Here is a 24,534-nt window from a genome sequence, read left to right on the forward strand (position 1 = left end):
AAAATGTCAGGGATTTTTTTATCAGGGCTCTGTATAATCATATTCGCATTGAGCTATCGTTATTATGGTGGATTGTTAGAGAGGTTATTTGAAGTTGACCCTCGAAAGCCAACGCCAGCTCACTATAAGTATGACGGAATAGATTATGTACCTGCGAAAAATTGGTTTGTCCTCTTTGGGCATCATTTCTCTTCAATTGCAGGGGCTGGACCAATACTTGGCCCAGCAATTGCCTGTGCTATCTGGGGTTGGGGTCCAGCTATACTATGGATTGTGCTCGGCTCAATTTTCATCGGAGGCGTGCACGACTTCTCCAATTTAATGGTTTCCATTCGCAATGATTCTCGCTCTATCGGTGATATTTCCGAGAAGGTGCTGGGCAAAAGTGTGAAGCTGGTTTTCTCTCTTTTTCTTTGGCTTTCCCTTGTTTTGGTGATAGCGGTTTTCGCCGCCACGGCGTCCAAGACTTTAGAGACCACTCCCCAGATAGTCATTCCTACTTTAGGTATCATCCCGGTCGCGATTCTTGTCGGTTTAATGCTTTATAAATGGGAAATAAATACGATAGTTGCTACAATTTTAGGTGTAGCTCTCCTCTTCGCTTTTATAGTCCTTGGTTGGTTTTTCCCTATAAAGTGGAGCTTTCAGGGGTGGTTGTTTACGCTCTTGATTTTGTATGCCTATAGCGCTTCCCTTTTGCCCGTGAATATAATCCTCCAGCCCAGAGACTACCTCTCTGTTTTCGTCCTTTTCTTCGGGCTTTTGGTAGGCTATATGGGAGTTTTGATAACTCATCCTGTTTTGCGCACCCCATCCTTTGTCAGCTTTCACAGCACACAAGGTTCGCTTTGGCCTATGATGTTTGTCACAATTGCTTGTGGCGCCATATCGGGATTTCATGCTCTTGTTGCAAGTGGAACGACAGCAAAGCAACTAAATAGCGAAAGGGATGCAAAAAAGATTGGTTATGGAGCAATGCTAACGGAAGGTGTTCTTTCGCTCCTTGCGGTTATTTGCGTTTGTGGTGGTTTGTATTGGTGGGGAGGTCCTAAGGATATGGTTTATCCCGAACTAATTAAGGAAGGGAAATGGATTGTGGCTTTTGGGAAAGGTTATGGAGAGGTTACCAAGCCACTGTTGGGCGCTTGGGGGATGTTTATAGGTATTACTATGTTGAAGACTTTTATTGTGACAACCCTTGATACATCTACGAGAATAGCTCGATATATAGGGGAAGAATGGCTTTCCCAGTACCGTGCGTTCAGATTTATGAAAAATAGCTACCTAAATACTGCGGTTGTAATAGGTTTTGCTACCTACTTAGCCCTTGGTCCGTGGCAAAAGCTTTGGCAGGTCTTCGGAGCGTCAAACCAACTCGTCGCAGCTATAGCACTGCTTGTCGTTTCCACCTGGCTTCTATTGAGAAGGAAACAGAGCCTTTATACCCTCTTGCCAGCTATATTTATGCTTTTGGTCACCATTTCCGCTCTGATAATCCAATTGATGAGGTTCATCTCCGCAAGGGATATAGTTCTTTCTATAATCACTTTTCTTTTGATAGTTCTTGCGACTTTCATTACAGAAGAGAGCTTAAGGCTTTGGATTACACATAAAGTTTTGAAAAACGAGAAGGAGAGGTGAAAGATTATGTTGGCTTTGGTAGGAATGTTTGTGTTTGCAAACTTACAGCCCTTTGTCATCAGCTCTTTTGAGGAAAAGGGCGAATTGGAAAAGATAGTGTGTAACAGCACCAAGATAGAAAGAACGACGGTCGGCGCTACGCATGGACGCTATGCATTAAAGGTTGAATTCCTTCCTTCGGCTTGGCCGAATATCTACTTTAAAGTTGGTCAGGCTTTCCAAAGCGGCGATTGGAGCGGGTTCGGAGGATTGGTAGTTGATGTGACGAATCCCCAGAAGCAAGCCATTGCCCTTCATATAAGGGTTGACGACGATTTCTCTGCCGATGGGATAAATCATTGCCGAACGGGATATATCTCGTTGAAACCAAACAGCAAGACGACGATAGCTATGCCTCTTAAATCCGCGATTCCGCCTGGGATGAGGGGTGGACCGCCCATTCTCCCAGGCGCTTCAATGATGGGAGTGAGTGGTCCCGAGTTAGATTGGTCCCATATAGTGGCGTTTCAGTTTTTCCTCTCTCAACCGGAAAAACCGGTGGCTTTGATTTTTGATAATATCCGGCTCGTCCCTATTTCGCCCCAAAATTGGAAAGGAATAGTTGACCGCTATGGTCAATATGCGGGAAGCGATTGGAAGGGGAAAGTGCATAGGGACGTCGATTTCAAAAAACAATTGGAGGAAGAGGAGAAATGGCTTAAAGCTCATCCATCTTTTCCCGATAGGGACGAATTCGGCGGATGGAAGGATGGTCCCCAGTTGAAGGCGACAGGTTTTTTCAGAACAGCCTATGTTGAGGAGGGAAAAGAGACAGAACCCCCAAAGGATTTGAAAGAAGGCAAGGGACGCTGGTGGCTCGTTACTCCCACGGGACATCTATTCTTCTCACTGGGGATTGATTGCGTTGGGCACTGGGAGGTTTCACCCATAAAGGGGAGGGAATACCTCTTCAGCTGGCTTCCCTCCTCGGAAGACCCCCTCAGGGAATTCTATCAAGACGATAAGATAAATTTTTACGCTATGAATTTGAAGCGAAAATACGGAGATAATTGGCAGGAAAAATGGAGGGAGATGGTTAAGAAGCGTCTTCCCGCCTGGGGTTTCAACACAATCGGCAATTGGTCATCATCGGAGGTATTTAAGCAGGGCATCCCCTATGTTGTAGCCATACATTATGGTGGCGATTTTGCTCGGTTCCCCATGCCCGATGTTTTTGATGAGAGGTTTAAGAGGACAGTTGAGCGAGTGATAGATAACGCTACAAGGGAATGGCGTGATGACCCTTGGTGTTTGGGTTATTTCGTTGATAACGAGCTCCCTTGGGGAGGGTGGGGAGGTGACCCGGGCTCAAGATACCAACTCGTGCTCAGGGCATTAGCAAGCGACGGTAAGCTTTACACTAAGAGAGAATTCACGCGAATTTTAAGGGAAAAATATGGAGATATAGAAAAGATAAACAAAGCTTGGAATATAAAAGTTGAATCCTGGGATGAATTCCTGGAGAAACCTGTGCATTTACCTCCACAGATGACGCAGGAATGTATAGCTGATTTAAGCGAGCTCCTTACCCATTTCGCGAGGAAATACTTCCAGGTAGTTAGAGATGCCCTTAAGAGATATGCTCCCAACCAGCTTTATCTTGGCTGTAGATTTGCCTCTCGTCCGTGGGAGGTTGTGAAAGTATCGGCTGAATTCTGCGATGTCGTTAGCTTCAACATATACAGCAGGGAGGTAAACGAGGAATGGTGGTCCTTCACTAATCATCTTGGCAAGCCCTGTATAATCGGGGAATTCCATTTCGGCGCACTTGATAGGGGAATGTTTCACACTGGTTTGGTTGCTGTTGAAAATCAGGAGGAGAGAGGGAAAGCGTATCAGAATTATGTGAGGAGCGTCTGGAAGCTGCCTGCCTTTGTTGGTTGCCATTGGTTCCAGTTCGTGGATGAACCCTTGACGGGAAGATTTGATGGCGAGAATTACAATATAGGTTTTCTCTCTGTTGTGGATTATCCCTATTGGGAGCTCGTGAACTCCGCAAGAGAGATAAACTCTCAAGTCTACAAAATTTTAGGAGGGAAGTAGAATGGAATTTCTGCGAATATCTTTAATACTGCTTCTTTTCATAGGGTTCCTTATCGCCGAAGAGAAGCCATGGTATGAGCGGCTTCTCGTGGGAATAGAGGTCGGTCCGACGGGAGCAAACGATAAAGACGACATCTATATGAGCAAGGCTAATGGAAAAGATATAGTGCGGAATATCCTGAAAGCGAAGGCGGAGTATTTAGTTGTATTTATGAAGGACCAGAACTTTGCATATTATAACTCCAAAATAGCTCGCCAGTGTCCTCAATTGAAGGGGAGGGATTTGTTGAAAGAGGTAATAGAGGAGGCGAAGAAGCATTCTATTCCCGTTATTGCTTATGTGCAGGTGCAGTATGATACCTCATCCTGGCTGGCGCATCCCGAATGGAGGATGAAGGATTGGGAGGGAAACGATATTCCGGGAAGACTCTGCTACAATTCGGGATATATTGAGTTCATAAAATCCATCCTTGAAGAACTTATGAACTATGATATTGCTGGGTTCCATATAGATATGTTGGATTGGGGATTCTCTCCGCCCTATGGATGTTGGTGCGATAAATGCAGGGAGGCTTTCAAGAAGGAATACGGGATTGATATGCCGAAAGGAGTTAGTTGGGATGAGAATTGGGAAAAGGTTTTGGAATTTCGCTACGAATCCGATATGCGCTTTTGCAGGGAGCTTGAGCGCTTTGTCCATTCACGACATCCTGAGCTTTCTATTGATTTCAATTATCACGGGTATCCTCCCTTCTCTTGGTGGACAGCCCAGAAGCCTGTGGGTAAGGCGGAGGATGGGGATTTCGTGACAGCTGAAGGATTGCCCTTTGTCTTCGGGCATACTAATCCGAGCTTTCTTGCACTTTTCATGAAGGGGGCTCGTTCAGATGGGAGAACGCAGGGAGTAACAGGGGTTGGTGTATACGATTATCATGATTTCACTGTTCGCCCCACCCCTGAATTGAAATGGGAGGTTATGACCTATCTCGCTCACGGGGCTTTATGTACAATCGTTGATAAAGCTTACTATGATGGCACCTTCAATCCCTTGGTGTATGAAAGGTTAGGGGAGGTTTTCGCTGAGGCATTGAAAAAGAAGGAGTTTTTCGGACATAAGGAGGTAGCGGAGGTAGGAATCTACTTCTCTTTGAGGACAAGGGATTGGTTTGGAAGGGAGGAACCGGTTAAATATTTCTCAGCGGTGATGGGCGCTCACAAGGCGCTCAAGGAAGCCCATATTCCGATGGCTTTCATAATGGATGAAAATATCTCTCTGGAGAAACTTTTTCAATTTCCCGTTGTTTATCTGCCAAATGTGGCGATATTAAGCGAGGAAGAAGTTTCTCTCTTCAAGGAGTATTTGAAGCGAGGTGGTAAGATTTTAGCTACTGGCTTAACCGGCTGCTACGACAAATATGGCAATCCCCTGGGAAGATGTCTCCTTGAGGATTTGATTGGGGCAAAGCTATCGGAAATTTACGATGTCCATAAAGATAACTATGTGCGTTTCCCCAAAGGAGTAAAAGAGGAGATAGCTCTTGAGGATGTCCCCAAAGATGTGAATATCCTGAATTATTCACCAGTAGCGATTTTTCAACCCATTGAGGCTAAAGGATATGGCGATTTACTCGTAGCTTATCGCTCTCAGGACAACCCTTGGATGGAGCATATGTCAGCTGGCAGGGTTGTAGGGCCGGCGATACTATTTAGGGAATATGGAAAAGGGAAAATAGTCTATCTTCCCTTCTCTCCCGATTCGGCTTTCGTGGGAAATTATCGGATGCCAGAGCATCGCGATTTAATCGCAAGCATAATCCGTTATCTCAATCCTAAACCACCGATAATTGTTAGCACTCAGCCAAACATAGAGATTGTCCTAACCAAAGATGAGAAAAAGAATCGCTTTATAATACATTTTCTCTGCTTCTGCGGCGCTCCAACATCCGCGGCATATCCTTTCCCCGAGGGAAGAAGGGTGTTGCCGACTTTAATGGAGTTCTGTTCGCCTTACGATGCGGAAATAGAAATAAACGTTCCTTTCTCATCTGCTGAAGTAATTGGACCGAAGGGAAGCATCACTCGTCGGGGAAATAAACTTATTCTGAAAACTTCCAATATTCACGAGGTAGTAGTGATAAATCAGTAGGGGCTTTTTCGCAAAACTTCTTCTTTTAATGGATACTTTCCGCAGCTGTGTTTTCCTTCCGGGCAATAGCCGAGGTATTCGCATTTAGCTCCTGCGTCCTCAAACACTGCTGGCAAATGTTTTTTGCAAATTTCAAGCATTCTATTTGCCAACTCCCTTATTTCCCACTGAGCTCTCGCGCAACATCTCTCTCTGAAGAAATGGAGTAACTCCCTGCAGTTCATCGTAACCACTATCTTCGTCTCCACAGCCTGGGGTAAAACGAAACGGGCATCTTCGGCTGCTTCCTTGCCTTTTATCTTCTCTATCCTTTCCCTTATTTTCTTATATCCCTTTTTAATTTCCTCCATCAAACGGAGAAATTCCTCTTTCGCTTCCTTATCTTCCTCAATTGAAGGAGGGATGACGAAGTCAAAATCGTCCATCTTTACATATCTTTGGCTTTGCTGGGAATAGGAAGCTATCCTATGGCGGACGAGTTGGTGAGTGAGGACTCTTGAGACGCCTTCAATAGCGAAAGTGAACTTTGCATGTTCAAGCGGGCTTTCGTGCCCTGATTTAATCAGTTTTCTCACGAATTCCGCCATCTTTTCCTCGGGTTCCTCCCTGAGCTCAATAGCGAAGCGGTCCGAATAACATTGCCTGCCCGCTGAGTAAATAACTACGAGGGCATCACGGGTGAAATCCAAGAGCTCAACATTCATTTTTGCATTGGCCATAATCTTCTCTAAATAATAGTTGTATTATACTATTTTAGAAGATGGTTTGAAAGTTGCAATTGCCTTTATGTGCCTGTGTGGGTCTCGTTTTGAATGATTTCATTAAAAGTGGCTGCCGAGCGTAGCGAGGCGAGATATACTGGCTTTGTCATTGCTGGGATGGGTAAAGGTTTTTGAAAAATAGGGTGATTTAAAATAACGAGAAGAACAAAATGGCTCATATAAAAATCTATACCCATGGATGCGAATCCAACGAAGGAAGGCCTAACGATTTCATTCCTTCGGCTACGATTAAATACTAGATTGCCACACCTTCTGCTTAGCAGAAGGCGTGGCAATGACAACGAGGATAAAGGGGGCTTTTAGGGTGTGGAATTATACAGAAGATATAAATAAGTTTAATTAGTAGTAATGGAGTTTTTTGAGAATGAGGAGTAGCATTTCGGCAAAGGAAGCCCTTGGCGTTTCAATAAGCACAATCTACAATGTGATTATACATAAATTTGACAAGTTTATAGGTTTTTGTTAAAATCTTCAATCATAGCAAAATCTTTGAACAATTTTTCTTTTTTATCGTCATTAATTATGAAAAAGGATTTGTCGGAGGAAAAAGACGAGATTTTGGTTCAAAGAAGCAAAGACGGCGATAAGGAGGCGTTTGACATCTTGGTCCAACGCTATAGAGCTTCCTTATTCAGATTTGTCTATCATTGCCTCCATAATAGGGAGGATGCAGAGGATATTGCCCAAGAAGCATTCGTGAGGGCTTATATTTCCCTTTCTCAATTAAAAGATAATGCTCTTTTTAGAACCTGGCTTTTTAGGATAGCTCTCAATTTGATTAGGGATAACAAGAGAGCGGCGAAGCGAAATCCAACTCTCTCATTTGATTCATATGCCGAAGGTGATGATACTCATGCAGAAACAAAAGGAGATAATGTGGACCCCTCGGACGATGATAGCGAGCTCTTAGCGAGGTTGAGGACGGAAATCGCTTTATTACCAAGTGAGCTAAGAGAGGTTATCATATTGCGAGATTTACAGGGTTTTTCATATGAGGAGATTGCAAAAATGATAAATTGCCCTCTGGGAACAGTTAAATCTCGCCTTTTTTATGCCCGACAAATACTGCGAGAGAGACTCTCATCATTCTTGGGAGATGAGAAAGAATGAAATGTAAGAAAGCCAAATTCCTTTGTTCAGAGCTATTAGATGGCAGGCTAAGTGGCAGAAAGAGAGAAGCCTTGCTCTTGCATCTTTCCACTTGTCCTCATTGTATGAGCTTTTATAAGCAAGTTAAAAAGATTAAGGAGTTAACATCTTCTCTACCAACTCCCGAATTGAGCCCCAATTTCAACGAGGCTGTTATGTATCGCATAGAGAGAAGCAAGGCAGGTCTTAGACCTCGCACCATTTTCCTTTTCAAAAGGAGATTTGCTCTCTTTTTACTTCCTTTGGTTCTCATCGCTTTAGCTTTGATATCCGTGTTTCATAATAAACCCGATGAGAACGAGTTGCTGAGGAGTTATCGGAAGGAGCACTTTATATATACACTCCAAAATCCATTGATTTCCGCTGATTCAGCGGTAAAGATGCTTCTTATTTCGGGTCAAGAATGAGGAAGATTCTCCTTATTATCATCGCGCTTGCTTTTGCAATTGTCTCGTTGCCCATAGATTCTTTCTCCCTTCTACGTGAATATTTTGGGAAGGGAAAGAAGGCGAGCTATATGGGTAGACAAATACAGCTTGTATATACACCAAAGGGTTATCTTAAATTTGAAGCTATCATTAAGCAAGCCCCTTCGGGTAAGACGAGGTTGGAGTTCCTCTCACCGCGACCTTTTTCGGGCTATGTCATTGTATGGGGGGAAGAAGGGGGAGCGCTTATCCCTCCTAAGAGAGGGAGGATGTCATTCCCCCGCTTCGTTCCGGCAAGAGATTTATGGGATATTCACTTGGACCTTCTCTCAAAGAGCGCCAGAGTTAGTCAGCTGGGCGAGGAGAAGGTGATTGGAAGGAAGGCGAGCGTTTTTCTCGTTAAACCCGCCTATGTAAAAGGGGGATACTACAAACTTTGGGTAGATAAGGCAACGGGAATTCGTCTTAAAACAGAGCGCTATTCTCCTTCTGGCAAGCTTTTATTCTCCATATCGCTGGTTTCACTTCAGCTCAATCCGTCTTTAAAAGAGGAAGAGTTCGAGGTTCCAGGCTTTAGGACAGAGTCAAGAAACTATTCGCTTGAAGAAATGGAAAAGCTTCTTCACTTTCGCCCGCTTCTTCCCACTTATATCCCTCCCGGCTACAAAATCCTCCACAAAAGACCTTTCATGGACAGAAGGTGGAAAGGAGTTATTATCCATTTAACAGATGGATTGAACCCAATAACAATTATGGAAACGTTCAGTCCACGTAGACATCTAAATGCTCCTATCCCTTCCCAGCCCGAAATCGTTTTTCTCAACATACAGGGATACAGCGTTTTCCTCACTGGCAATGTGGATAGAGAGGTCTTGGAGAAAGTGGGGCGCTCTCTTAAATAAAGATGACGAGGGAAGTTAGAATAGGGAATATAAAAATTGGCGGTGGGAACCCCATAGCGGTGCAATCTATGACTCGTTCCCCCACCAAGGATGTTAGTAAGGTAGTTGAAGAGATAAAGAGGTTTGAAATGGCAGGCTGTGAAATAGTGAGGGTGGCTGTGCCGGATGAGGAATCAGCCGAGGCAATTGAAGAAATTAAGGAAAAAATTTCCATTCCTTTAGTGGCTGATATCCATTTCAATTGGCGTCTCGCATTGATAGCTTTGGAGAAGGGAGCGGACAAGATAAGGATAAATCCGGGGACAATTGGAAGTAAGGAGGGTGTAAGAGAGATAGTAAAAGCGGCAAAGGATAGGGGAGTCCCGATTCGCATTGGTGTCAATGCAGGCTCGCTTCCCAAGGATATTTTGATAAAATATAAAGGCTCAATTCCAGAAGCTATGGTGGAGTCAGCGATTAGGGAGGTAGAAATACTTGAGGAAGAAGGATTTCAGGATATAGTTGTCTCCTTAAAGGCATTTGACATTCCCACAACTGTTTCAGCTTATGAGCGATTTTCTCAATTAAGGGATTATCCCTTGCACATAGGTATAACTGAAGCGGGACCTATGCCAGAAGGGGCTATAAGGTCTGCAGTGGGCTTGGGTATTCTTTTGAGCAAGGGAATTGGGGACACTATTAGGGTATCTTTAACGGCTGACGGGGTGAAGGAAGTAGAGGTAGCTTGGGAGATATTGAGCAGTTTAAATGTAAGGAAGAGGGGATATATAATAGTTTCCTGTCCTATGTGCGCTAGGTGCTCTGTGCCTTTAATAGAGATAGCGGAGAGGGTAAAGGAGAAATTAAGGGCACTTCCTCCGCGCCCCATAAAGGTCGCGGTTATGGGATGTGAGGTAAATGGACCAGGGGAAGCAAGGGACGCGGATATAGGATTGGCATTTGGGAAGACAGGAGCAGTGTTGTTTGTTAAAGGAAATGCGATAAAGAGTATAGCTTTCCCGAGGGCGATAGAGGAATTTCTTGAAGAGCTCATGAAATTAGTATAAAAGCAAGTGATAATAAAAAGGAGGGGCGACTATTGGGTCGCCCCTCCTTTTTATTATTACTTTGCTTAGCTACCTACCTACCTCTTAAGGGGTGGGCGCTCCTCCGGCTGCACCTCCTGTAGAAGGAGTTACAACTGCTCCAACAGTCCTACTGGGTTCCTCCAAGATGCGCGGTGTGAGGAATATCAAGAGCTCGCTCTCGGTCGTTGTCTGCGTTTGTCCCTTAAACAAACCTCCGATGAGTGGCAAATCCGAGAGGAAGGGAACCTTTACATTCTGAGTGCTTATGTTCTTGCGCACTAGACCACCGATAACCAAAGTTTCTCCGCTCATTACTCTTGCTATCGTATCCATATCCCTTGTGCTCGTTTGAGGTAGGCTTCCAGTGGGACCGGTAACGAAGCCCACAACATCGGAGACGCTCGGCGTAATATAACAAGTAACTGAGCCGTCGCCGTTTATTGTTGGGGTCACTGTCAAAGTGGTTCCCACGCTTATCATATCGGGAACCCATGTTGTTTGTGTTCCACCGAATTGAGTTAGGGTTGTTTCTGGATACCAATAGGGAATATCTTGTGTTACGGAAATATAAGCTGGGTAGTTGTTGTAGGTGGTAACTCTTGGGGCATTGACCAATCTTGCTTTACCCTCTTTCATTAGAGCAGCGAGCTGAGCTCTAACGCGAGGTGTTGTGTAGCCTATAACTAAGGTTGAACCTGTTCCGGGGGACATCCCTTGTCCAGTGACTGTTGTCTCGTTATTTGTTAGCATCCAATCTATACCCAAGCTCTTTGTAACATCGGTGCTTATCTCAACGAATTCAGCGGTTATCTCCACCTGCCGGACGGGAACATCCAGAAGTTGGAGGAGCTTCTTGAACTGTTCTATTCCTTCGGGCGTACCGATAACGATGAGGGCGTTGTCGGGCTCATAGGGGATGATGTTGTAAACGCCGGGGACAAAAGACATAAGACCATAACCATATCCTCCATAACCTCCTATTCCACCAACTCCACCTATACCGGGAGCATAACCGCCAACGCCACCGATTCCGGGGGCATATCCTCCAACTCCTACCCCACCGGGAAATCCGCCAATGCCACCTCCAAAGCCGCCGATACCGCCCCTAACTCCGCCGATGCCACCAGCAAAGCCACCCATACCTCGTCCACCAAACTGGGCAAACCCTCCCTGAATAGGGGAACTTTCTGTTTCCTCCTTAGAGCGTCCAAAGCTGGGAGCGAGAGGACCTCTCCCTTTCCTTTCCGCGCCCTGGAAGAAAGCAAATGGGCGACGAGCAGTAGTAGCCCCTAATAGGGCAGCGATATCCCTAGGATGAGCATATTTTAGGACAAACTTTTCCGACTCAATTCGGGTGGGAGCTTGGGGAGTAGTGGGAGTTTCAGGTGGAGGAGTTGGTTGAACTACTTCTTTTGGGGTGGTTTGTTCTTCCTTCGGCTCGGGGCGAGGCTCTGCGCTTATCACGTACACATCTCCTTCCTTATACCAGTAAAGTCCATTGGCTTGGACGATATTCTGAAGCGCTTTTTCCAGAGGGACATCGTAGAGCGTTGCCGTTATCTTCTTGTTTATTTTGTCCCTGTCGGCGATGATGATGTTCGTCTTGCTTTCCTTCATCAATATACGAACGACTTCGCAGAGATCGGCATCTTGAACCTCCAAGGTAACGAGGTTCCGCCCCGCTTCGTTGGGCGTTGTTTGTTCTTTCGCCAGCAACTGCAGCGGCAAGGCTACAAAGATAAGGAGCGCTGTTAAAATAAAGGCGCCCCGCTTCAGAAAAGAGTGCATAAAAATCACCCTCCCTTTCGCTGAGAGAATTAACTGCTTACTTTATCTTAAAGAGCTTCCGATATTTTGGCAAGGGAAAAATCAATATCTGCGGCTATAACCGCCGCCGGTATATCCGCCTCTACCACCAGTGTATCCGCTTCTACCACCAGTGTATCCGCCTCTACCACCAGTGTATCCGCCCCTGCCTCCGGTGTATCCACCCCTGCCGCCGGTGTATCCACCTCTACCACCTGTATAGCCACCATATCCACCATAGCCTCCGTATCCGCCGTAACCACCATATCCGCCGTAACCACCGTAGCCACCATAACCGCCATAACCACCGTAGCCACCATAGCCACCATAACCACCGTAGCCACCGTAGCCACCATAGCCATATCCACCATATATAACAGTCAAGATATCGTAGATGGTCGCATACTGGAGGTTAATCTTATCGTAGGTGATATTGGAGGGGAGAGTTGTAGTGGCGGTGGTGGTTGTTGTTGTCATCCCTCCTTGGGGGAACTGGAACGGTTGGGTCCACTGTTGGAAGCCTGGGGCGATGGTCCGCTGCTTAATCGTGTAGTTATTTTCCCCCATGGGTTCAGCTACGAGGTAGTCTCCCAGAATGGCTTTCAGTGCTTGGTCAAAATCTACATTCTGCAAGCTGAGGGATATTAGGTCATTGAAACGGCGGGCGGAGGAATCTATGTTAATTCCTTTGCCTGCTGCTTTCAGAAGGTTCTCCAGTGCGGTGAGCCTGGGAACATCCCTCAATTCCAAGGAGACCTTGTTGTCGGGCTGGATCTCTATGTTTTGCTGAGCGACCAGCATCGCAGTGGCACAGAGAAACAGCATAACAAGGGCAACTCTTGTTAGACGCATTTATATTTTCACCTCCTTTTTAATTTTATTCTTATTTGATTTTGTAAGCAACATCTTTTTCCATATATTTAGACGAATTTTCCAGCTATGTTGTTTCATTGCCTTATTAATCTTTGCCCCTGCCCGGGCATCCCTGGCATCCCCGACCCTGGCATCATTCCGGGCGTACCCCCCATCCCTGGCATACCCGGCATCATCCCTGGCATACCCGGCATCATCCCTGTCCCCGGCATCATCCCTGTCCCCGGCATCATCCCTGTCGCCGGCATCATTCCAGGCATCCCTCCCATCCCGGTCCTTCCTGCTGCAGCTGTCGCTCCCTTCATTTCAACTACTGCTTCCTCTCCTTCTTCGCTTTTCAATATCACCTTGTCGGCTTCTATCCTCTCCACAGTCAAACCATCTACAGCATCTCCGGGACTTACGATTATCATCTGCCCGTTGGTTCTCTCCAAGAGGGCATATACGCCCTTAGCTATGGCTATACCGGCCATTCTTCTGAATGGAACTTGGACTATGGCAGTGGTAGGCATAGGGGCGGTGGGAGGAGTGAGGCGGGGGGGAGGGACGATGTCTACCCTTTTCATCTCCTCCACGAGCTGCTTGGGGATGGGAATTTCAAAGGGGTCGGCACGGGAGGGTTCTTTGGGAGGTCCGGCGGGAACTTTTCTCGTTTGTGTGGGGGTTTCACCCTGTCCTGTCATACCGCCTGCTCCCATTGGAGCACTTCCTCCCATTCCCATCATCATACCCATAGGACCCATACCTGGCATGCCTCCTGTGGGCGCACCACCTCCGCCTGGCATATTCCCTCCCATCATCCCCATCATTCCCATCATCGGAACTGGAGGTCTACCACCACCTGCGGGCTTCCTTAAGAAAACGAGGAGCACAATCGCTATAATGACAACAGCAAGGATTCCACCTACTATCAGCTGGGTTCTTCTATCGCTGAAGTCAATATTTATGTTTCTCAATTTTTGTAATGCCATCTAAATCACCTCTTTTCCTTTATCTTGTTCTTCCTCCCATCATACCACCGCCTGCTGGCATATTGCCACCCATAGCGGCTCCACCGCCTGCTGGCATATTCCCTCCCATTGGCGTTCCTCCTCCACCCATTGGTCCCTTCATTGTTCCCACCATTGGTGGCATACTGCCTCCACCCATCATCCCGGGCATGCCCATCATCCCCGGCATACCCATCATTCCTGTAGGCGCTGCGCCAGCTGCTGGAGCAGGTGCAACCTCACCACCCTTAGGGAAATAATAAACGGTCAATGGGAAGGAGGCGGTAACGGGACTAGGACCGGTTATGCTGAGGCTGGGTAGGAGCGCTACGCGAGGGAATTTCGGCATCTTATTTCTAAGGAAATTGAGGAGAGCGGGGAAGGAAGCCATTACGGAGTAATTGCCGAGACTAATGGTGTAAATATCAGAGGGAATGGCGGAGGGGTCAGTTGGTGGAGGGGAAACCTGAACCGGATTGAGGAGGATGACGCCGGAATTCTTAAAGAAATCCTCTACCTTTTTGCCAAGCACCTTGTTGTGCTCAGTCCATAGGGTGAACATAGCCTTCATTCTATCTTTTAGGTCTATGGGAATCATTTTTGTTTTCTCATAATAAGCTAGTTTTGCTTCCTCTTTTACTTTTTCCTCTTTCGCTTTCTTAAGGTCTGCTTCTGCTTGTGGTCTTTGATTAACTATCGCTTGTGTATCTTGCAGTTGCTTTTGAAGGGCAGAGAGCGTTCTATAACTGGGGCGGACTAGGAGGAAGAACATTGCTCCTGCAAATATGATGAATGCCAACAGCCCAGCAATTAGAACCTGTTGTCTTGTTAGCCTCTCTAACCTTATCATCATAATCACTCCCCTCCGATTTCTTGCTCCATTTCTCTTCTCTGTTGTAAGCCTGGGAGCCCTCCTCCTCTTCCCTCAGCTGGGGCTTTGGCACCTGGGGCTGCTTGGGGAGCCCCAGCTTGAGGAAGCGCTCCGGGAGCTCCCATTCCGACCATAGGTGGCATCATCCCGCCAGCGGTGGGGGCTGCAGCTGCTGCAGCTGTGGGAGGGGTAGGCGGGGTAAGGGGTTCCATAAGGTAGCAAATGACGCTTATGTTTATTGGACCCCCTGCTTGAGATGTCATTCCACCGCTAGCTGGAGGCATCATCCCGGGCATTCCTCCCATCATTCCTGGCATTCCACCCATTGGACCCTTACCCATCATCCCTGGCATACCGCCACCCATACCGGGCATAGCACCACCAGTGGAACCATAACCTGGTATACCGCTTAGCTGAACATCCGCGATTTTGGGGCATCTTAAGAGGTTTTGGAGATATCGGGCAACATCCTCAACGGAATTAGTAAATCCCTGGATACTAACAGTTCTTATTTCCTGTCCACCTCCACCCGGTCCACCTCCCATCATTCCCGGCATACCGCTCATCATCGGAGGGGCTCCTCCGCCTGAACCAGGCATACCCCCCATAGAACCCATTGGACCTTTGCCCATCATTCCCATCATTCCCCCTCCAGCCATTCCACCCCCGGAACCCAACTGTAAGGAGGTATAAGTAACCTTTGCATATGTATAGCGACGAATGGAATCCAAAAGGTCAGCAAGCTTCACAGGAAAATTCATTGTATCCTCAATGAACTTTGTTTTAGCCTTTATTGGTTCTATCTCCGACCTAATAGTCTGTGCTTCATTTTGTAGATTCTGCACTTCCTGAGCTTGTGCCTTGAGGGTTTCAAGTTCTTGATTTACCCTGTAGCCTTCTGTTGAGACGCGGTTATACCAGTAGGAGAAAGCAAGAAGCTCCAGCCCGAGGAGGATGAAGACGAGCATCAACAACTTCCTAACGATTTTCCTCTCTTTTACGAAGGCTGGTAATAAGTTGATTTTGATCATCGCTTACTCATCTCCTCCCTTACACGAAATCCCTTATCGCGAGCCCAATGGCAACGGCGAGAAGGGGAGAGATTTCGTTTAGATATAAAGGAGAGAGGCGAGGGTTTACCTTCATCCCCTTCAAAGAATCGCCAATTTCCACTGGGATGGCTAACTCTTGTTGGAAGAACTTGTCAATGTTTTTTATGAGTGCTCCTCCACCGCTCACTATCATCTTATCTATCTCCATCTCGCCCGCTTTGCTCCTTATATACTCAAAGGAGCGTCTAAGCTCGTTTACCATATCGCCTAAGGTCGGTAATATAGCCTCAAAAACCGACTCGGTTAGTTCCTTCTCCTCTGCTGGTTGTTCCCTTTCCACACTTTGAGGGGGAGGCGTTTCTTCTTCAGGGGGAAGTTCGTAAGCGGAGCCGAAGGGGAAGAAAGGTGGTTCTTCTTCCTCCGCTGGAGGGGTAGTAGGTGTTGTTGGAGCGAAGGTGGATACGTCGAGCTTTTCAACGAGGATGGAGGCATATCTTTTCTTTATTTTCTCCGCTTCCTCATCGGAAACTCCTAGAGCATTACCGATAGCAGATGTTATATTGTTTCCTCCGATTGTCAAAGTGCGAGTGAGTAGGGGGTTATCCTGTCTGATAACCGTGAGCTCCGACGACCTCGCTCCCATTTGTAATATCGCGATCGTTTTATCTCTCAGTTCTTGGTCTTTACTAACATAACATCTACCCAAAGCGAGGGGTTCTATATCAATCGCAACAGGTTCCAAACCGGCGAGCTCTACCGTATCAACCAAAGTCTTTATCAATCCCTCTTCCGCGACCGCCATTAATACTTCGCCTGTTCCTTCATCGGGGATAGTGTCCATTGGTTGGAGAGGGGCGTAGTCCATAGTTACAGCTCCGGTGGCAGCGAAGGGAACATGCCTTTCTATTTCCCACCTCATAGCATCTGCGAGTTCTTCCTCCCTCATTTTGGGCACCTCTATTATCCTTACCACCACGGAGGTTTGTCCCTTAGCCGAGATTACAACCTTATTTGTGTGAACACCTACCTGCTGAAGCAAAGCCTTTATAATCTCGGCTGCCCCTTGGGGGTCAGCTATTGTGTCTCCTGAGAATAGGTCACTTGGGGTAGGGAGGATGCCAGCGGAGAGAAGTTCCAACTCGCTGCCTTTAGCGTTTACCTCCGCTACCTTTATAAATTTTGAGCCGAGGTCAAGCCCAAGCATGATGCCGCTTGCTGGGCCCCCAGGTTTGGGCATATTTTATCCCTCCTTATTTTCACTATATCACATAAAAAACAAGCTGTCAAATCTCTATTCATTATATATAGACGAACAAAGTCCGTAAATAGTTTCCTACATTTCGGTTATCTTGTCAACAACAAAATTGAGGATTAATATATATTTGATGTATTTTATCCTAAGGAAAGAAATCAGGCAAGTTAAAGAGGTGATAAGGAAATGAGCCTCTTCCGGGAGGCGAAGCCTGACATAGAGGAACCTCTTGCTGCGAGAATGCGTCCGAGAAATCTGGAGGAATTCGTGGGACAGGAGCATCTATTGGGGGAGGGCAGGCTTCTTAGGAAGGCGATAGAGGAAGACAAAATAGGTTCAATGATTTTTTATGGTCCACCGGGCTGCGGTAAATCCACCCTTGCCTTGATAATAGCTAAACTCACAAAAGCCCATTTTGAGCAATTTAGCGCGACCTCCTCCACGGTTGCGGATATCAGGAAAGCTGGAGAGATGGCAAGAAAAAGGAAAGCGATGGGACAAAAGACGATTTTATTTGTTGATGAAATCCATAGGTTCAACAAGGCTCAGCAGGATGCTTTCCTTCCATATGTGGAGGAAGGGAGCCTTATCTTGATAGGTTCAACTACGGAGAATCCCTATTTCACGATCAATTCTCCCCTGCTTTCCAGGATGAAGGTGCTAACATTCAATCCTCTTTCTGATGAGGATTTGAGGAAGATATTGAAGCGGGCTTTGGAGGATGAGAGGGGATTGAAAAATTATAATTTGGTGATAGATGAGGCGGCAGAGGAACATTTAATTCGCTTTGCAGAAGGTGACGCGAGGAATCTCTTGAACTCTCTTGAGCTTGCGGCGCTCATAACCCCTCCCGACGAGAAGGGGATAAGGCATATCGGAATAAGGGAAGCTGAGGAAGCTTCTCAAAAGAGGGCGCTACTGTATGACAGAGAGGGAGACGAACATTATCAGGTGATATCGGCATATATAAAGAGCATAAGGGGTTCTGACCCGGATGCGGCGGTTTACTGGCTTGCACGGATGCTATATGCTGGGGAGGACCCTCGTTTCATTGCTCGCAGGTTAGTGATAGCGGCTGCCGAGGATATAGGGAATGCTGACCCCCTCGCCCTTCTCGTAGCTACTGCCGCTGCCCAGGCGGTGGAACTCATAGGGATGCCTGAGGCACAGATACCCCTTGCCCAGGCAACCATTTATTTGGCAACTGCGCCTAAAAGCAATTCCGCGTATCTGGCAATCAGCAGAGCTATGAACGAAGTGGCGGAGGGGAGAAATCCACCAGTTCCCCTTCATCTGCGAAATCCTTCCTATTGGGGAGCGAAAAAGATGGGTTATGGCAAGGACTACAAATATCCTCATTCTTATGAGGGACATTTCGTTGTGCAGGATTACCTTCCCAAAGAGCTTTTGGGAAAGGTGTTTTATGAACCAACAGAGGAAGGGGAGGAAAAGAAGATAAAGGAAAGGCTGGAGAAATGGAGAAAGCTGATACGCTTGGCGAGGGAAAGAACTTCCAAATAATAAGCGAATCGCCCCAATTCACCCATCTTATAGGAAAAATTTTGGGGGCTAACGCAAAAATTGGGGATGTTTTTTGCCTTGAGGGTGAATTGGGAAGCGGTAAGACCTGTCTCATCGGGGGTATAGCAGAGGGTTTGGAAGTGGAGGACGGGATTTTCAGTCCCTCTTTCATAATTGTTGCTCCCCATAGAGGGAAAATTCCCCTGTTTCATATCGACCTCTACCGCCTTGAAGAAGAGGATATACAAGAGCTTGGGTTGGAGGAATATATTTATGGTAATGGAGTGTGCGCTATAGAGTGGGCGGATAAGGCAAAGAAAGTTATACCGCCTTCTCATCTTTGGATAAAGATTGAGTATCATAATAAAGGACGCCTCATAAACTTTCTTCCAAAAGGCGAAAGATACATTGAACTTTTGAGGGAGTTGATGAAGATTGTTGGTTATAGGAGTTGACACCTCTTTCTCCTATATAAGTTTAGGGCTGGCTGATGAGGACGGAATAAAGGGCGAAATGAACTTGTGGGGAGAGATTAACACAGCCTTCAATCTCTTCCCATCCTTAAGAACTTTCCTTGATTTACAGGGATTAGACTTGAAGAAAATAGATGGTTTCGCAGTTGGGATTGGTCCGGGTTCCTTTACGGGGTTGAGAATTGCCCTAACGCTTTGCAAAACTCTTTCCTATTTTACAGGTAAGCCGGTTAAGGGAGTTTCCTCTCTCCTTGCACTATCCTATCCTTTGCCAAATGACAGGATAAAAGCGGTTGCTGTTCCCGCTTATGGAGGGGAGGTTTACGCTGGTGTGTATCGGGATAAATCCCCTCTTTTTTCTGATATGATTTGTTCGCTGTCAAATTTGCTTTCAATTTTGGAGGAAATCAGAGAACCTGTTTATTTTGCCTATCATCCCTCTCTGCAAGTTGATTCCTTTCCTCATAATATTATTCCAGTAGAGCTTCTCTTCCCGCCTCGCGGAGGAATAATCGCCCAGTTGGGAAGGGAATTCTTGATTAAAGGTGAATCTGATAATCCACTAACATTGGAACCAAATTATCTCAGACCATCGCAAGCGGAAAGGAGATTATATGGTTAAAGCAGTTGAAGTGAATATTGAGAGAATGCGTTTCGGTCATATAAGGCAGGTGACCGAGATAGAACGGCGCTCCTTCACGAATACATGGCCATTCGGAGCCTTTTTCAGCGAGTTATTCAATAGGAGGGCTTATTATGTAGTGGCAACGATAAATGAAAAGGTCGTCGGCTTCGCTGGCATGTGGGTTGTTGATGAGGAGGCGCATATAACTACTATAGCTGTAGACCCGGATTGGCGAGGCAGAAAGATCGGGGAAAGGCTCCTCCTTCATCTCCTTCAAGAAGCAAGGAGAAGGGGCGCTGAATATGCCATATTGGAAGTAAGGGTTAGCAATCTCATCGCTCAGAATCTTTATCACAAGTATAATTTCAAGATAGCCTATACGAGGAAGGGTTATTACAGCGATAATAACGAAGATGCATTTGTTATGCGTCTGGATAATTTACAAAGTAAGGATGTAGGATTGATGCTGGAAAACTTCGCGAAGAAATTGGCGGAAATGAAGGAGTCAGGTCCTTAAAAACCGTGGCAAATTGAACAAGAGGTAGGGTTTAATAACCTTCACAGATTAAAATCCTTCAGAATCCTGTTTTATACTGCCTTTCAGCTTCTTCCCAAATCAAGGTAGTCATACCCACATAGCGAGCCTCTCTTTTTATTGAAATTTTATTTGAGGAGGCTAAAATGGTGCAAAATCCCGGTATTTTCTTTTCTCCACCCATAGCCCTTTGTTTTTCGGAAACATCCCCAAATAAAAACGCATTATATGGGATTGAGATTTTTAAAGCTGGTGTTTATAGAAAAGTGTCCTTTACCCCCGAAGATATCCGCCAAATCGCTGAGAATTTCCCGCTCCTCAAAGAGAAAGTGGGGCTTGAGGTTCCCATTAAAGTTAACCATACAGACGATGTCAGGGCTGTTGTTGGCTATGTCACTAATGTGTATGAAAAGGAGGGAAAACTTTATGCCGACGCCATCATCACTGAGCCTGAGGCTGTGGAGAAAATAAGGCGGGGCACATGGAAAAAGGTCTCCTGCGAGATTTATATGGATTTCGTTGATGAGGATACTAAAACATCTTACGGGAAGGCACTAAGAGCGATCGCTATAGTAGCCCACCCCCAAGTCAAAAAAGTGAAAGGACTGGAGGTGGCTCGTTTTTTCGAGAAAATTTCCAATGGAAAGGAGGTGATAGTGATGGCATTGAGGGACACGATAAGTTCGGCTTTTGGATGGCTTTCCGAGCGTTTCAGAAGTCTCGCCGAAGAGGCGGAAGAGATGGAAGTTGAGAAGTTCGGAGCAGTTCGCCACTCAATGGATTACGCCCTCGTTGAGCAGGCGGAATGGGACGCCGACGCCGCCGAGATAAGGCTAAGGAAATGGGCGTCCTCTGATGGCTCGGGAGCTAAGGAGACGATTGACTGGGCAAAGTATCGTGAGGGCTTCGCTTGGTTTGACGAAAACGACAGGGAAAACTTCACGGCTTATAAGCTCCCCCATCACGATATAGTCAATGGGCGTTTTTCCGTTGTCTGGCGGGGCGTTGTCGCCGCTATGGCGGCGCTCCAAGGGGCAAGGGGAGGCGTTGATTTGCCCGCTGAGGATAAGGAAGCGGTATATAACCACCTGCGTCGCCATTATGAGGAATTCGGAAGAGAAGCCCCCGAGTTCGCCGAGATTATGGGGAATACCCCAGTGGAAAACCAAGATAAAGGAGGCGATGAGAAAGTGAAAGAATTTGAGGAAAGAGTCAAAATGCTGGAGGAGGAGAACGCCCAGCTCAAGGAGAGGATAGCCCAACTGGAAGAGGAACTCCAGAAGAAACTCGCTGAGGAAAAGGAAAGACGGATTTGGGCTATCATCAACGGCGCTATTGAAAAGGGCAAACTCCTGCCAGCGGAAAAGGACGCTTGGGCTGAATACCTTCTCCCCCTCGCTGATGAGGAATTGGAGAAGGCGTTAAAGCTCATTGAGGCGAGACCTTCCCTTGACCTCTTTGAGGAGAAGTCCAAGACGCTATCTCCTGAAGAGGCGGAGGAGAAGGTCAATGAAGAGCTGGCTGAAAGAATGATCAAATACATCTTTCCCCAAAAGCCAGCTGTAGTTAAGGAAAAAAATAAATAGGAGGTGATGTTTCAATGGCAACCTTTTTGGCAAGCGGGCACGGGCTTGATGCCAGAATACCCATCACCATCGCCAGCGGATATAAACTTACCGCTGGGACGGTGCTGGGCAAGATAACCGCGTCTGGGAAATACGGACCTTATGACGACACTGCAACGGACGGACGAGAGACCGCTGTGGGCATTCTCGCAGAGGATGTGGACGCCACCAACTCCGATGTCGGCACTTGGATGATCGTTCACGGAGTGGTGAAGGAGTCCGCGCTCACGGGGCTTGATGCCAACGCTAAGGCAGACCTCAAAGGGCAGATAATATTCATTTGAAAGGAGGTGAACAAGTAAATGCCTATTCCTACCATAGCTGATTATCCCCAACTGAGACCGCAGGTTCTCCAGAAGGTCATAGAATCCGCCCCCGCGCCAACGTTCATTGGCTCGGAGCTCCTACCTGATGAGCCGGATTTCACGGATACTTTCACTTGGGAGGTCTTGGATAGGGGAAGGCAAAGGGCAGGGCTTGTCCCTCGTGATGGGGAAGCAAGGATAGTCCCATTCGTTCCCCAAGAGGTCAAGACCGCTCCCTCCGCCTTTATAAAAGCCAAGATGCTCCTCGTGGAAAGTATCTTGGAGTATCTGCGCTACCCGGGAACTTACGCCGCCGCCGCCGAGAAGCAGGTAGCTGAGGCAGTTTTAAAGCTCAATCGCCAGGTTGACATAGAGAAGGAATGGCTCATAATGACCGCTCTCTCCACGGGGGCGATCACTTATACCGAAACGGGGGGCTATTCCTTCTCGGTTGACTACGGCGTCCCCAACTCCAATAAGCCGACGGCATCACCACTGTGGAGCTCAACATCCACAGCTGATGTCATCGGCAATGTCCTTGCTTGGAAGCAGATAATCGCTGAGAACGGGGGCACGAACATCGTTGGGCTCTGCAACTCCACGGTCTTCGGCTATATGATACAGAACGCGGCGATAAGGCAGCTTCTACAGGGCAACATCATCAACCCCACCGATCCCTCCATATTCGCCACCATCCTCGGGCTTCAGAAACTCTATGTTTACGACGCCGTTTACACCGATTTGGACGGCTCAACGACGGCGAAATTCCTTCCCAATGACAAATTTATCCTTCTGGCATTAGGGGAGGCTGGCGACCGCTTCGGCGGGTTCCGGCAGGCACCGAGCCTTTACAACAATCACAAGCCCGGCAGGTTCGTTTACACCTCCCAGACGGACGACCCTGCTGGAATATGGGTGATAGTTGGCGAGTATGGATTGCCTGTCATCTACCATCCTAACTGGCTTGTGATCGCCGACGTTGCGTGATAAATAAGGGCTCGACCGCCTTCCCTTGCTGAGACTCTGGGGAGGGGGTTCTTTCCCTCCTCCTTTCTTGCCCCCTCCCCAGAGGGAAAGGAGGTATGAATGAAAGCGGTTCGCTTTCTTGAGGATTATGCTTTGGGAAAAGGAAAGAAAGCGAAGGCAGGGGATATTTATCTCGTCCCTGAGCCTTTGGCATATTTCCTTGAGGAGCTGGGCATAGCGGAGCCCGTGATAATGACCGATTATCCATCCGACTATGTTCAGGACTCCACAGGGAAAAAAGCATCCCATTGATGGAGGTGGCTTTCATTGAAAATAAAATTTAAGATGGATTATCTTCTGGGGCGAAACCCCATGAAGCGAGGGGATATCGTGGATGTTCCCGAATTAGTTGCCCGCTACCTTGTTGACTTAAAGGTGGCGGAGCTCGTCAAGGAGGGCGATAAGAATGAAAAAAGTGAAAGTTAAAACCACATTGACGATAGGGCTAAGGAACTATCTCGCAGGGGAAATTGCCGAACTTGATGATGACTTGGCGAAGGAGCTTATCGCCTTGGATTTAGTGGAACTCGTGGAAGAGAAAGAGGAGAAAACCAAAAGGAAGGGCAAATAATGAGCAAATGGGATAAGTTATATGGATACAATGCCCGCCCACGAGGTGATCAATAAATGGCATGGATAACCGAAGCCGATATCAAGCCTTTCATTCACGACTGGGATAGCTACGGCTTCACGCTTGACCAGATACAGGGCGCGATAGAGAACGCTGAAGCGAGGATTAAAGACCGTCTCGCCCCCTATTTTACCCTCCCGGCTGATGATGAGACACCTCCTGCTGGCTTGAAATCCCTTATTGCTCAATACGCCGCTTACCTTTTGATGAGGGCACGCAGAGTGGCGTTGACGGAAACAGAGGAGGCATGGGTTAGGGAATTGGGAGAGGAAGTTGAAACTATGCTTGACGATATAGTGGAGGGGAAGCGAGTGATCAAGGGCTTGGTGAGGCACGCCCTTGAGGGCGGGGAGGAGCCATCCCAACTCCACGACCTCGTCGACCCCCTTATTAAGGTTAGAAGTAAACCAGAGAGTGGTTGATTTGAACTAATGCCTTACCTTCCTTCGCTTTTATCTCCATCTTCATAGGAGTAATAATAACCACTGTATACGCAGTGTTGTGTCGAGGCGAATGCGTTATATACCTTCAAAATATTCTCATCGGGGAAATGAGGATAATTCATTTGGGAATAAGGATGATTCACTTTGACCCTTTTTATCCCTGCCCACAGGAACGAAAGAGCAAGTATCAACAAGAATAACCATAAAAGCCCAAAGTAAATAGCACAGCCCCAAAAACTACCAAAAGCCTCAGGTCCAGCAGACCATGCTGTACGCCCCAATTTGTACATACACCAAAACATATAAAACA

Annotated in this window: 25 protein-coding genes; 18 read left to right on the forward strand and 7 right to left on the reverse strand. The window is 46.9% G+C overall.

Going from position 1 to position 24,534, the window contains the following annotated elements:
* The first annotated feature begins 3 nt into the window (after positions 1 to 3).
* Genes H5T88_00600 through H5T88_00610 form a run of 3 tightly spaced genes read left to right on the forward strand, consistent with a single transcriptional unit; the run spans position 4 to position 5,869 of the window.
* Positions 4 to 1,641, forward strand: coding sequence for a carbon starvation protein A (locus tag H5T88_00600; GenBank protein MBC7328836.1), 1,638 nt, complete (start codon positions 4 to 6; stop codon positions 1,639 to 1,641).
* Between the two features lie 6 nt (positions 1,642 to 1,647).
* Complete coding sequence (locus H5T88_00605) at positions 1,648 to 3,723, forward strand: beta-galactosidase (GenBank protein ID MBC7328837.1); 2,076 nt, start codon at positions 1,648 to 1,650, stop codon at positions 3,721 to 3,723.
* Between the two features lies 1 nt (position 3,724).
* Positions 3,725 to 5,869 carry a beta-galactosidase trimerization domain-containing protein gene (locus tag H5T88_00610; GenBank protein MBC7328838.1) on the forward strand — a complete coding sequence of 715 codons (2,145 nt, stop codon included), beginning with the start codon at positions 3,725 to 3,727 and terminating at the stop codon, positions 5,867 to 5,869.
* Here H5T88_00610 and H5T88_00615 read toward each other — a convergent pair.
* Positions 5,863 to 6,588 (reverse strand): FAD-dependent thymidylate synthase, encoded by a 726-nt coding sequence (locus H5T88_00615; protein ID MBC7328839.1) that lies wholly within the window; start codon positions 6,586 to 6,588, stop codon positions 5,863 to 5,865. The genes H5T88_00610 and H5T88_00615 overlap by 7 nt on opposite strands.
* A 585-nt stretch (positions 6,589 to 7,173) precedes the next feature.
* Between H5T88_00615 and H5T88_00620 the strand changes: the two genes are divergently transcribed.
* The 4 genes from H5T88_00620 (at position 7,174) to ispG (ending at position 10,176) form a co-directional block, all read left to right on the forward strand.
* The gene (locus H5T88_00620; protein ID MBC7328840.1) at positions 7,174 to 7,761 is read left to right on the forward strand and encodes a sigma-70 family RNA polymerase sigma factor; all 588 of its coding nucleotides are present in this window, start codon (positions 7,174 to 7,176) and stop codon (positions 7,759 to 7,761) included.
* Complete coding sequence (locus H5T88_00625) at positions 7,758 to 8,207, forward strand: zf-HC2 domain-containing protein (protein ID MBC7328841.1); 450 nt, start codon at positions 7,758 to 7,760, stop codon at positions 8,205 to 8,207. Before H5T88_00620 ends, H5T88_00625 begins: the two co-directional genes overlap by 4 nt.
* A 110-nt stretch (positions 8,208 to 8,317) precedes the next feature.
* A complete protein-coding gene (locus H5T88_00630) occupies positions 8,318 to 9,130 on the forward strand; it encodes a hypothetical protein (GenBank protein ID MBC7328842.1) in 813 nt (270 codons plus the stop codon).
* Positions 9,131 to 9,132: 2 nt separating this feature from the next.
* Entirely contained in the window at positions 9,133 to 10,176 is a 1,044-nt protein-coding gene (ispG, locus tag H5T88_00635; protein MBC7328843.1) for a flavodoxin-dependent (E)-4-hydroxy-3-methylbut-2-enyl-diphosphate synthase, read from the forward strand.
* 84 nt (positions 10,177 to 10,260) lie between these two features.
* Here ispG and H5T88_00640 read toward each other — a convergent pair whose 3' ends face one another.
* The 6 genes from H5T88_00640 to pilM all read right to left on the reverse strand — a co-directional run bounded on the left by H5T88_00640 (position 10,261) and on the right by pilM (position 17,025).
* The gene (locus H5T88_00640; GenBank protein ID MBC7328844.1) at positions 10,261 to 11,985 is read right to left on the reverse strand and encodes a hypothetical protein; all 1,725 of its coding nucleotides are present in this window, start codon (positions 11,983 to 11,985) and stop codon (positions 10,261 to 10,263) included.
* A gap of 81 nt (positions 11,986 to 12,066) precedes the next feature.
* Positions 12,067 to 12,855 carry a hypothetical protein gene (locus H5T88_00645; protein ID MBC7328845.1) on the reverse strand — a complete coding sequence of 263 codons (789 nt, stop codon included), beginning with the start codon at positions 12,853 to 12,855 and terminating at the stop codon, positions 12,067 to 12,069.
* Positions 12,856 to 12,950: 95 nt separating this feature from the next.
* On the reverse strand, positions 12,951 to 13,847 hold the full coding sequence (locus H5T88_00650) for a hypothetical protein (GenBank protein MBC7328846.1): 897 nt from the start codon (positions 13,845 to 13,847) through the stop codon (positions 12,951 to 12,953).
* 19 nt (positions 13,848 to 13,866) lie between these two features.
* Positions 13,867 to 14,718: a hypothetical protein gene (locus H5T88_00655; GenBank protein MBC7328847.1), complete on the reverse strand. Its 852-nt coding sequence runs from the start codon at positions 14,716 to 14,718 to the stop codon at positions 13,867 to 13,869.
* 2 nt (positions 14,719 to 14,720) lie between these two features.
* Positions 14,721 to 15,767 carry a hypothetical protein gene (locus H5T88_00660; protein ID MBC7328848.1) on the reverse strand — a complete coding sequence of 349 codons (1,047 nt, stop codon included), beginning with the start codon at positions 15,765 to 15,767 and terminating at the stop codon, positions 14,721 to 14,723.
* A 19-nt stretch (positions 15,768 to 15,786) separates the two neighbouring features.
* Positions 15,787 to 17,025, reverse strand: coding sequence for a type IV pilus assembly protein PilM (pilM, locus tag H5T88_00665; protein ID MBC7328849.1), 1,239 nt, complete (start codon positions 17,023 to 17,025; stop codon positions 15,787 to 15,789).
* Between the two features lie 201 nt (positions 17,026 to 17,226).
* On the opposite strand from pilM, the gene H5T88_00670 reads away from it, so the two are divergent.
* From H5T88_00670 to H5T88_00720, 11 genes are all read left to right on the forward strand, one after another.
* Complete coding sequence (locus H5T88_00670; protein ID MBC7328850.1) at positions 17,227 to 18,561, forward strand: replication-associated recombination protein A; 1,335 nt, start codon at positions 17,227 to 17,229, stop codon at positions 18,559 to 18,561.
* Positions 18,516 to 19,016 (forward strand): tRNA (adenosine(37)-N6)-threonylcarbamoyltransferase complex ATPase subunit type 1 TsaE, encoded by a 501-nt coding sequence (gene tsaE / locus H5T88_00675; GenBank protein ID MBC7328851.1) that lies wholly within the window; start codon positions 18,516 to 18,518, stop codon positions 19,014 to 19,016. Before H5T88_00670 ends, tsaE begins: the two co-directional genes overlap by 46 nt.
* Positions 18,997 to 19,656, forward strand: coding sequence for a tRNA (adenosine(37)-N6)-threonylcarbamoyltransferase complex dimerization subunit type 1 TsaB (gene tsaB / locus H5T88_00680; GenBank protein ID MBC7328852.1), 660 nt, complete (start codon positions 18,997 to 18,999; stop codon positions 19,654 to 19,656). The genes tsaE and tsaB overlap by 20 nt, the downstream gene beginning before the upstream one ends.
* On the forward strand, positions 19,649 to 20,176 hold the full coding sequence (gene rimI / locus H5T88_00685; GenBank protein ID MBC7328853.1) for a ribosomal protein S18-alanine N-acetyltransferase: 528 nt from the start codon (positions 19,649 to 19,651) through the stop codon (positions 20,174 to 20,176). The genes tsaB and rimI overlap by 8 nt, the downstream gene beginning before the upstream one ends.
* A 164-nt stretch (positions 20,177 to 20,340) precedes the next feature.
* Positions 20,341 to 21,780, forward strand: a complete 1,440-nt coding sequence (locus tag H5T88_00690) for a hypothetical protein (GenBank protein MBC7328854.1) — start codon at positions 20,341 to 20,343, stop codon at positions 21,778 to 21,780.
* Between the two features lie 14 nt (positions 21,781 to 21,794).
* Complete coding sequence (locus tag H5T88_00695) at positions 21,795 to 22,103, forward strand: head decoration protein (protein ID MBC7328855.1); 309 nt, start codon at positions 21,795 to 21,797, stop codon at positions 22,101 to 22,103.
* A gap of 18 nt (positions 22,104 to 22,121) precedes the next feature.
* Positions 22,122 to 23,111: a major capsid protein gene (locus tag H5T88_00700; protein MBC7328856.1), complete on the forward strand. Its 990-nt coding sequence runs from the start codon at positions 22,122 to 22,124 to the stop codon at positions 23,109 to 23,111.
* A 99-nt stretch (positions 23,112 to 23,210) separates the two neighbouring features.
* Positions 23,211 to 23,402 (forward strand): hypothetical protein, encoded by a 192-nt coding sequence (locus H5T88_00705; GenBank protein ID MBC7328857.1) that lies wholly within the window; start codon positions 23,211 to 23,213, stop codon positions 23,400 to 23,402.
* A gap of 33 nt (positions 23,403 to 23,435) precedes the next feature.
* Positions 23,436 to 23,576 carry a hypothetical protein gene (locus H5T88_00710; protein MBC7328858.1) on the forward strand — a complete coding sequence of 47 codons (141 nt, stop codon included), beginning with the start codon at positions 23,436 to 23,438 and terminating at the stop codon, positions 23,574 to 23,576.
* Entirely contained in the window at positions 23,557 to 23,721 is a 165-nt protein-coding gene (locus tag H5T88_00715) for a hypothetical protein (protein MBC7328859.1), read from the forward strand. Before H5T88_00710 ends, H5T88_00715 begins: the two co-directional genes overlap by 20 nt.
* Positions 23,722 to 23,777: 56 nt before the next feature.
* Positions 23,778 to 24,203, forward strand: a complete 426-nt coding sequence (locus tag H5T88_00720; GenBank protein MBC7328860.1) for a DUF1320 family protein — start codon at positions 23,778 to 23,780, stop codon at positions 24,201 to 24,203.
* The last annotated feature ends 331 nt before the right edge of the window (positions 24,204 to 24,534 follow it).

The sequence above is a fragment of the bacterium genome (genome assembly GCA_014360495.1).
In the GTDB taxonomy this organism is placed as follows: domain Bacteria; phylum Armatimonadota; class JACIXR01; order JACIXR01; family JACIXR01; genus JACIXR01.

Bases quoted from the DNA above. Each gene is read 5' to 3' on its own strand.
- H5T88_00640 (MBC7328844.1), bottom strand. From the start codon at position 11,985: ATGCACTCTTTTCTGAAGCGGGGCGCCTTTATTTTAACAGCGCTCCTT.
- H5T88_00720 (MBC7328860.1), top strand. From the start codon at position 23,778: ATGGCATGGATAACCGAAGCCGATATCAAGCCTTTCATTCACGACTGG.
- H5T88_00625 (MBC7328841.1), top strand. From the start codon at position 7,758: ATGAAATGTAAGAAAGCCAAATTCCTTTGTTCAGAGCTATTAGATGGC.
- tsaE (MBC7328851.1), top strand. From the start codon at position 18,516: ATGGAGAAAGCTGATACGCTTGGCGAGGGAAAGAACTTCCAAATAATA.
- H5T88_00655 (MBC7328847.1), bottom strand. From the start codon at position 14,718: ATGATGATAAGGTTAGAGAGGCTAACAAGACAACAGGTTCTAATTGCT.
- H5T88_00605 (MBC7328837.1), top strand. From the start codon at position 1,648: ATGTTGGCTTTGGTAGGAATGTTTGTGTTTGCAAACTTACAGCCCTTT.
- H5T88_00650 (MBC7328846.1), bottom strand. From the start codon at position 13,847: ATGGCATTACAAAAATTGAGAAACATAAATATTGACTTCAGCGATAGA.
- H5T88_00660 (MBC7328848.1), bottom strand. From the start codon at position 15,767: ATGATCAAAATCAACTTATTACCAGCCTTCGTAAAAGAGAGGAAAATC.
- H5T88_00690 (MBC7328854.1), top strand. From the start codon at position 20,341: ATGGTGCAAAATCCCGGTATTTTCTTTTCTCCACCCATAGCCCTTTGT.
- ispG (MBC7328843.1), top strand. From the start codon at position 9,133: ATGACGAGGGAAGTTAGAATAGGGAATATAAAAATTGGCGGTGGGAAC.
- H5T88_00710 (MBC7328858.1), top strand. From the start codon at position 23,436: ATGGATTATCTTCTGGGGCGAAACCCCATGAAGCGAGGGGATATCGTG.
- H5T88_00700 (MBC7328856.1), top strand. From the start codon at position 22,122: ATGCCTATTCCTACCATAGCTGATTATCCCCAACTGAGACCGCAGGTT.
- H5T88_00620 (MBC7328840.1), top strand. From the start codon at position 7,174: ATGAAAAAGGATTTGTCGGAGGAAAAAGACGAGATTTTGGTTCAAAGA.
- H5T88_00705 (MBC7328857.1), top strand. From the start codon at position 23,211: ATGAAAGCGGTTCGCTTTCTTGAGGATTATGCTTTGGGAAAAGGAAAG.
- H5T88_00610 (MBC7328838.1), top strand. From the start codon at position 3,725: ATGGAATTTCTGCGAATATCTTTAATACTGCTTCTTTTCATAGGGTTC.
- rimI (MBC7328853.1), top strand. From the start codon at position 19,649: ATGGTTAAAGCAGTTGAAGTGAATATTGAGAGAATGCGTTTCGGTCAT.
- H5T88_00670 (MBC7328850.1), top strand. From the start codon at position 17,227: ATGAGCCTCTTCCGGGAGGCGAAGCCTGACATAGAGGAACCTCTTGCT.
- H5T88_00615 (MBC7328839.1), bottom strand. From the start codon at position 6,588: ATGGCCAATGCAAAAATGAATGTTGAGCTCTTGGATTTCACCCGTGAT.
- H5T88_00645 (MBC7328845.1), bottom strand. From the start codon at position 12,855: ATGCGTCTAACAAGAGTTGCCCTTGTTATGCTGTTTCTCTGTGCCACT.
- pilM (MBC7328849.1), bottom strand. From the start codon at position 17,025: ATGCCCAAACCTGGGGGCCCAGCAAGCGGCATCATGCTTGGGCTTGAC.
- H5T88_00630 (MBC7328842.1), top strand. From the start codon at position 8,318: ATGGGTAGACAAATACAGCTTGTATATACACCAAAGGGTTATCTTAAA.
- H5T88_00600 (MBC7328836.1), top strand. From the start codon at position 4: ATGTCAGGGATTTTTTTATCAGGGCTCTGTATAATCATATTCGCATTG.
- H5T88_00715 (MBC7328859.1), top strand. From the start codon at position 23,557: ATGAAAAAAGTGAAAGTTAAAACCACATTGACGATAGGGCTAAGGAAC.
- H5T88_00695 (MBC7328855.1), top strand. From the start codon at position 21,795: ATGGCAACCTTTTTGGCAAGCGGGCACGGGCTTGATGCCAGAATACCC.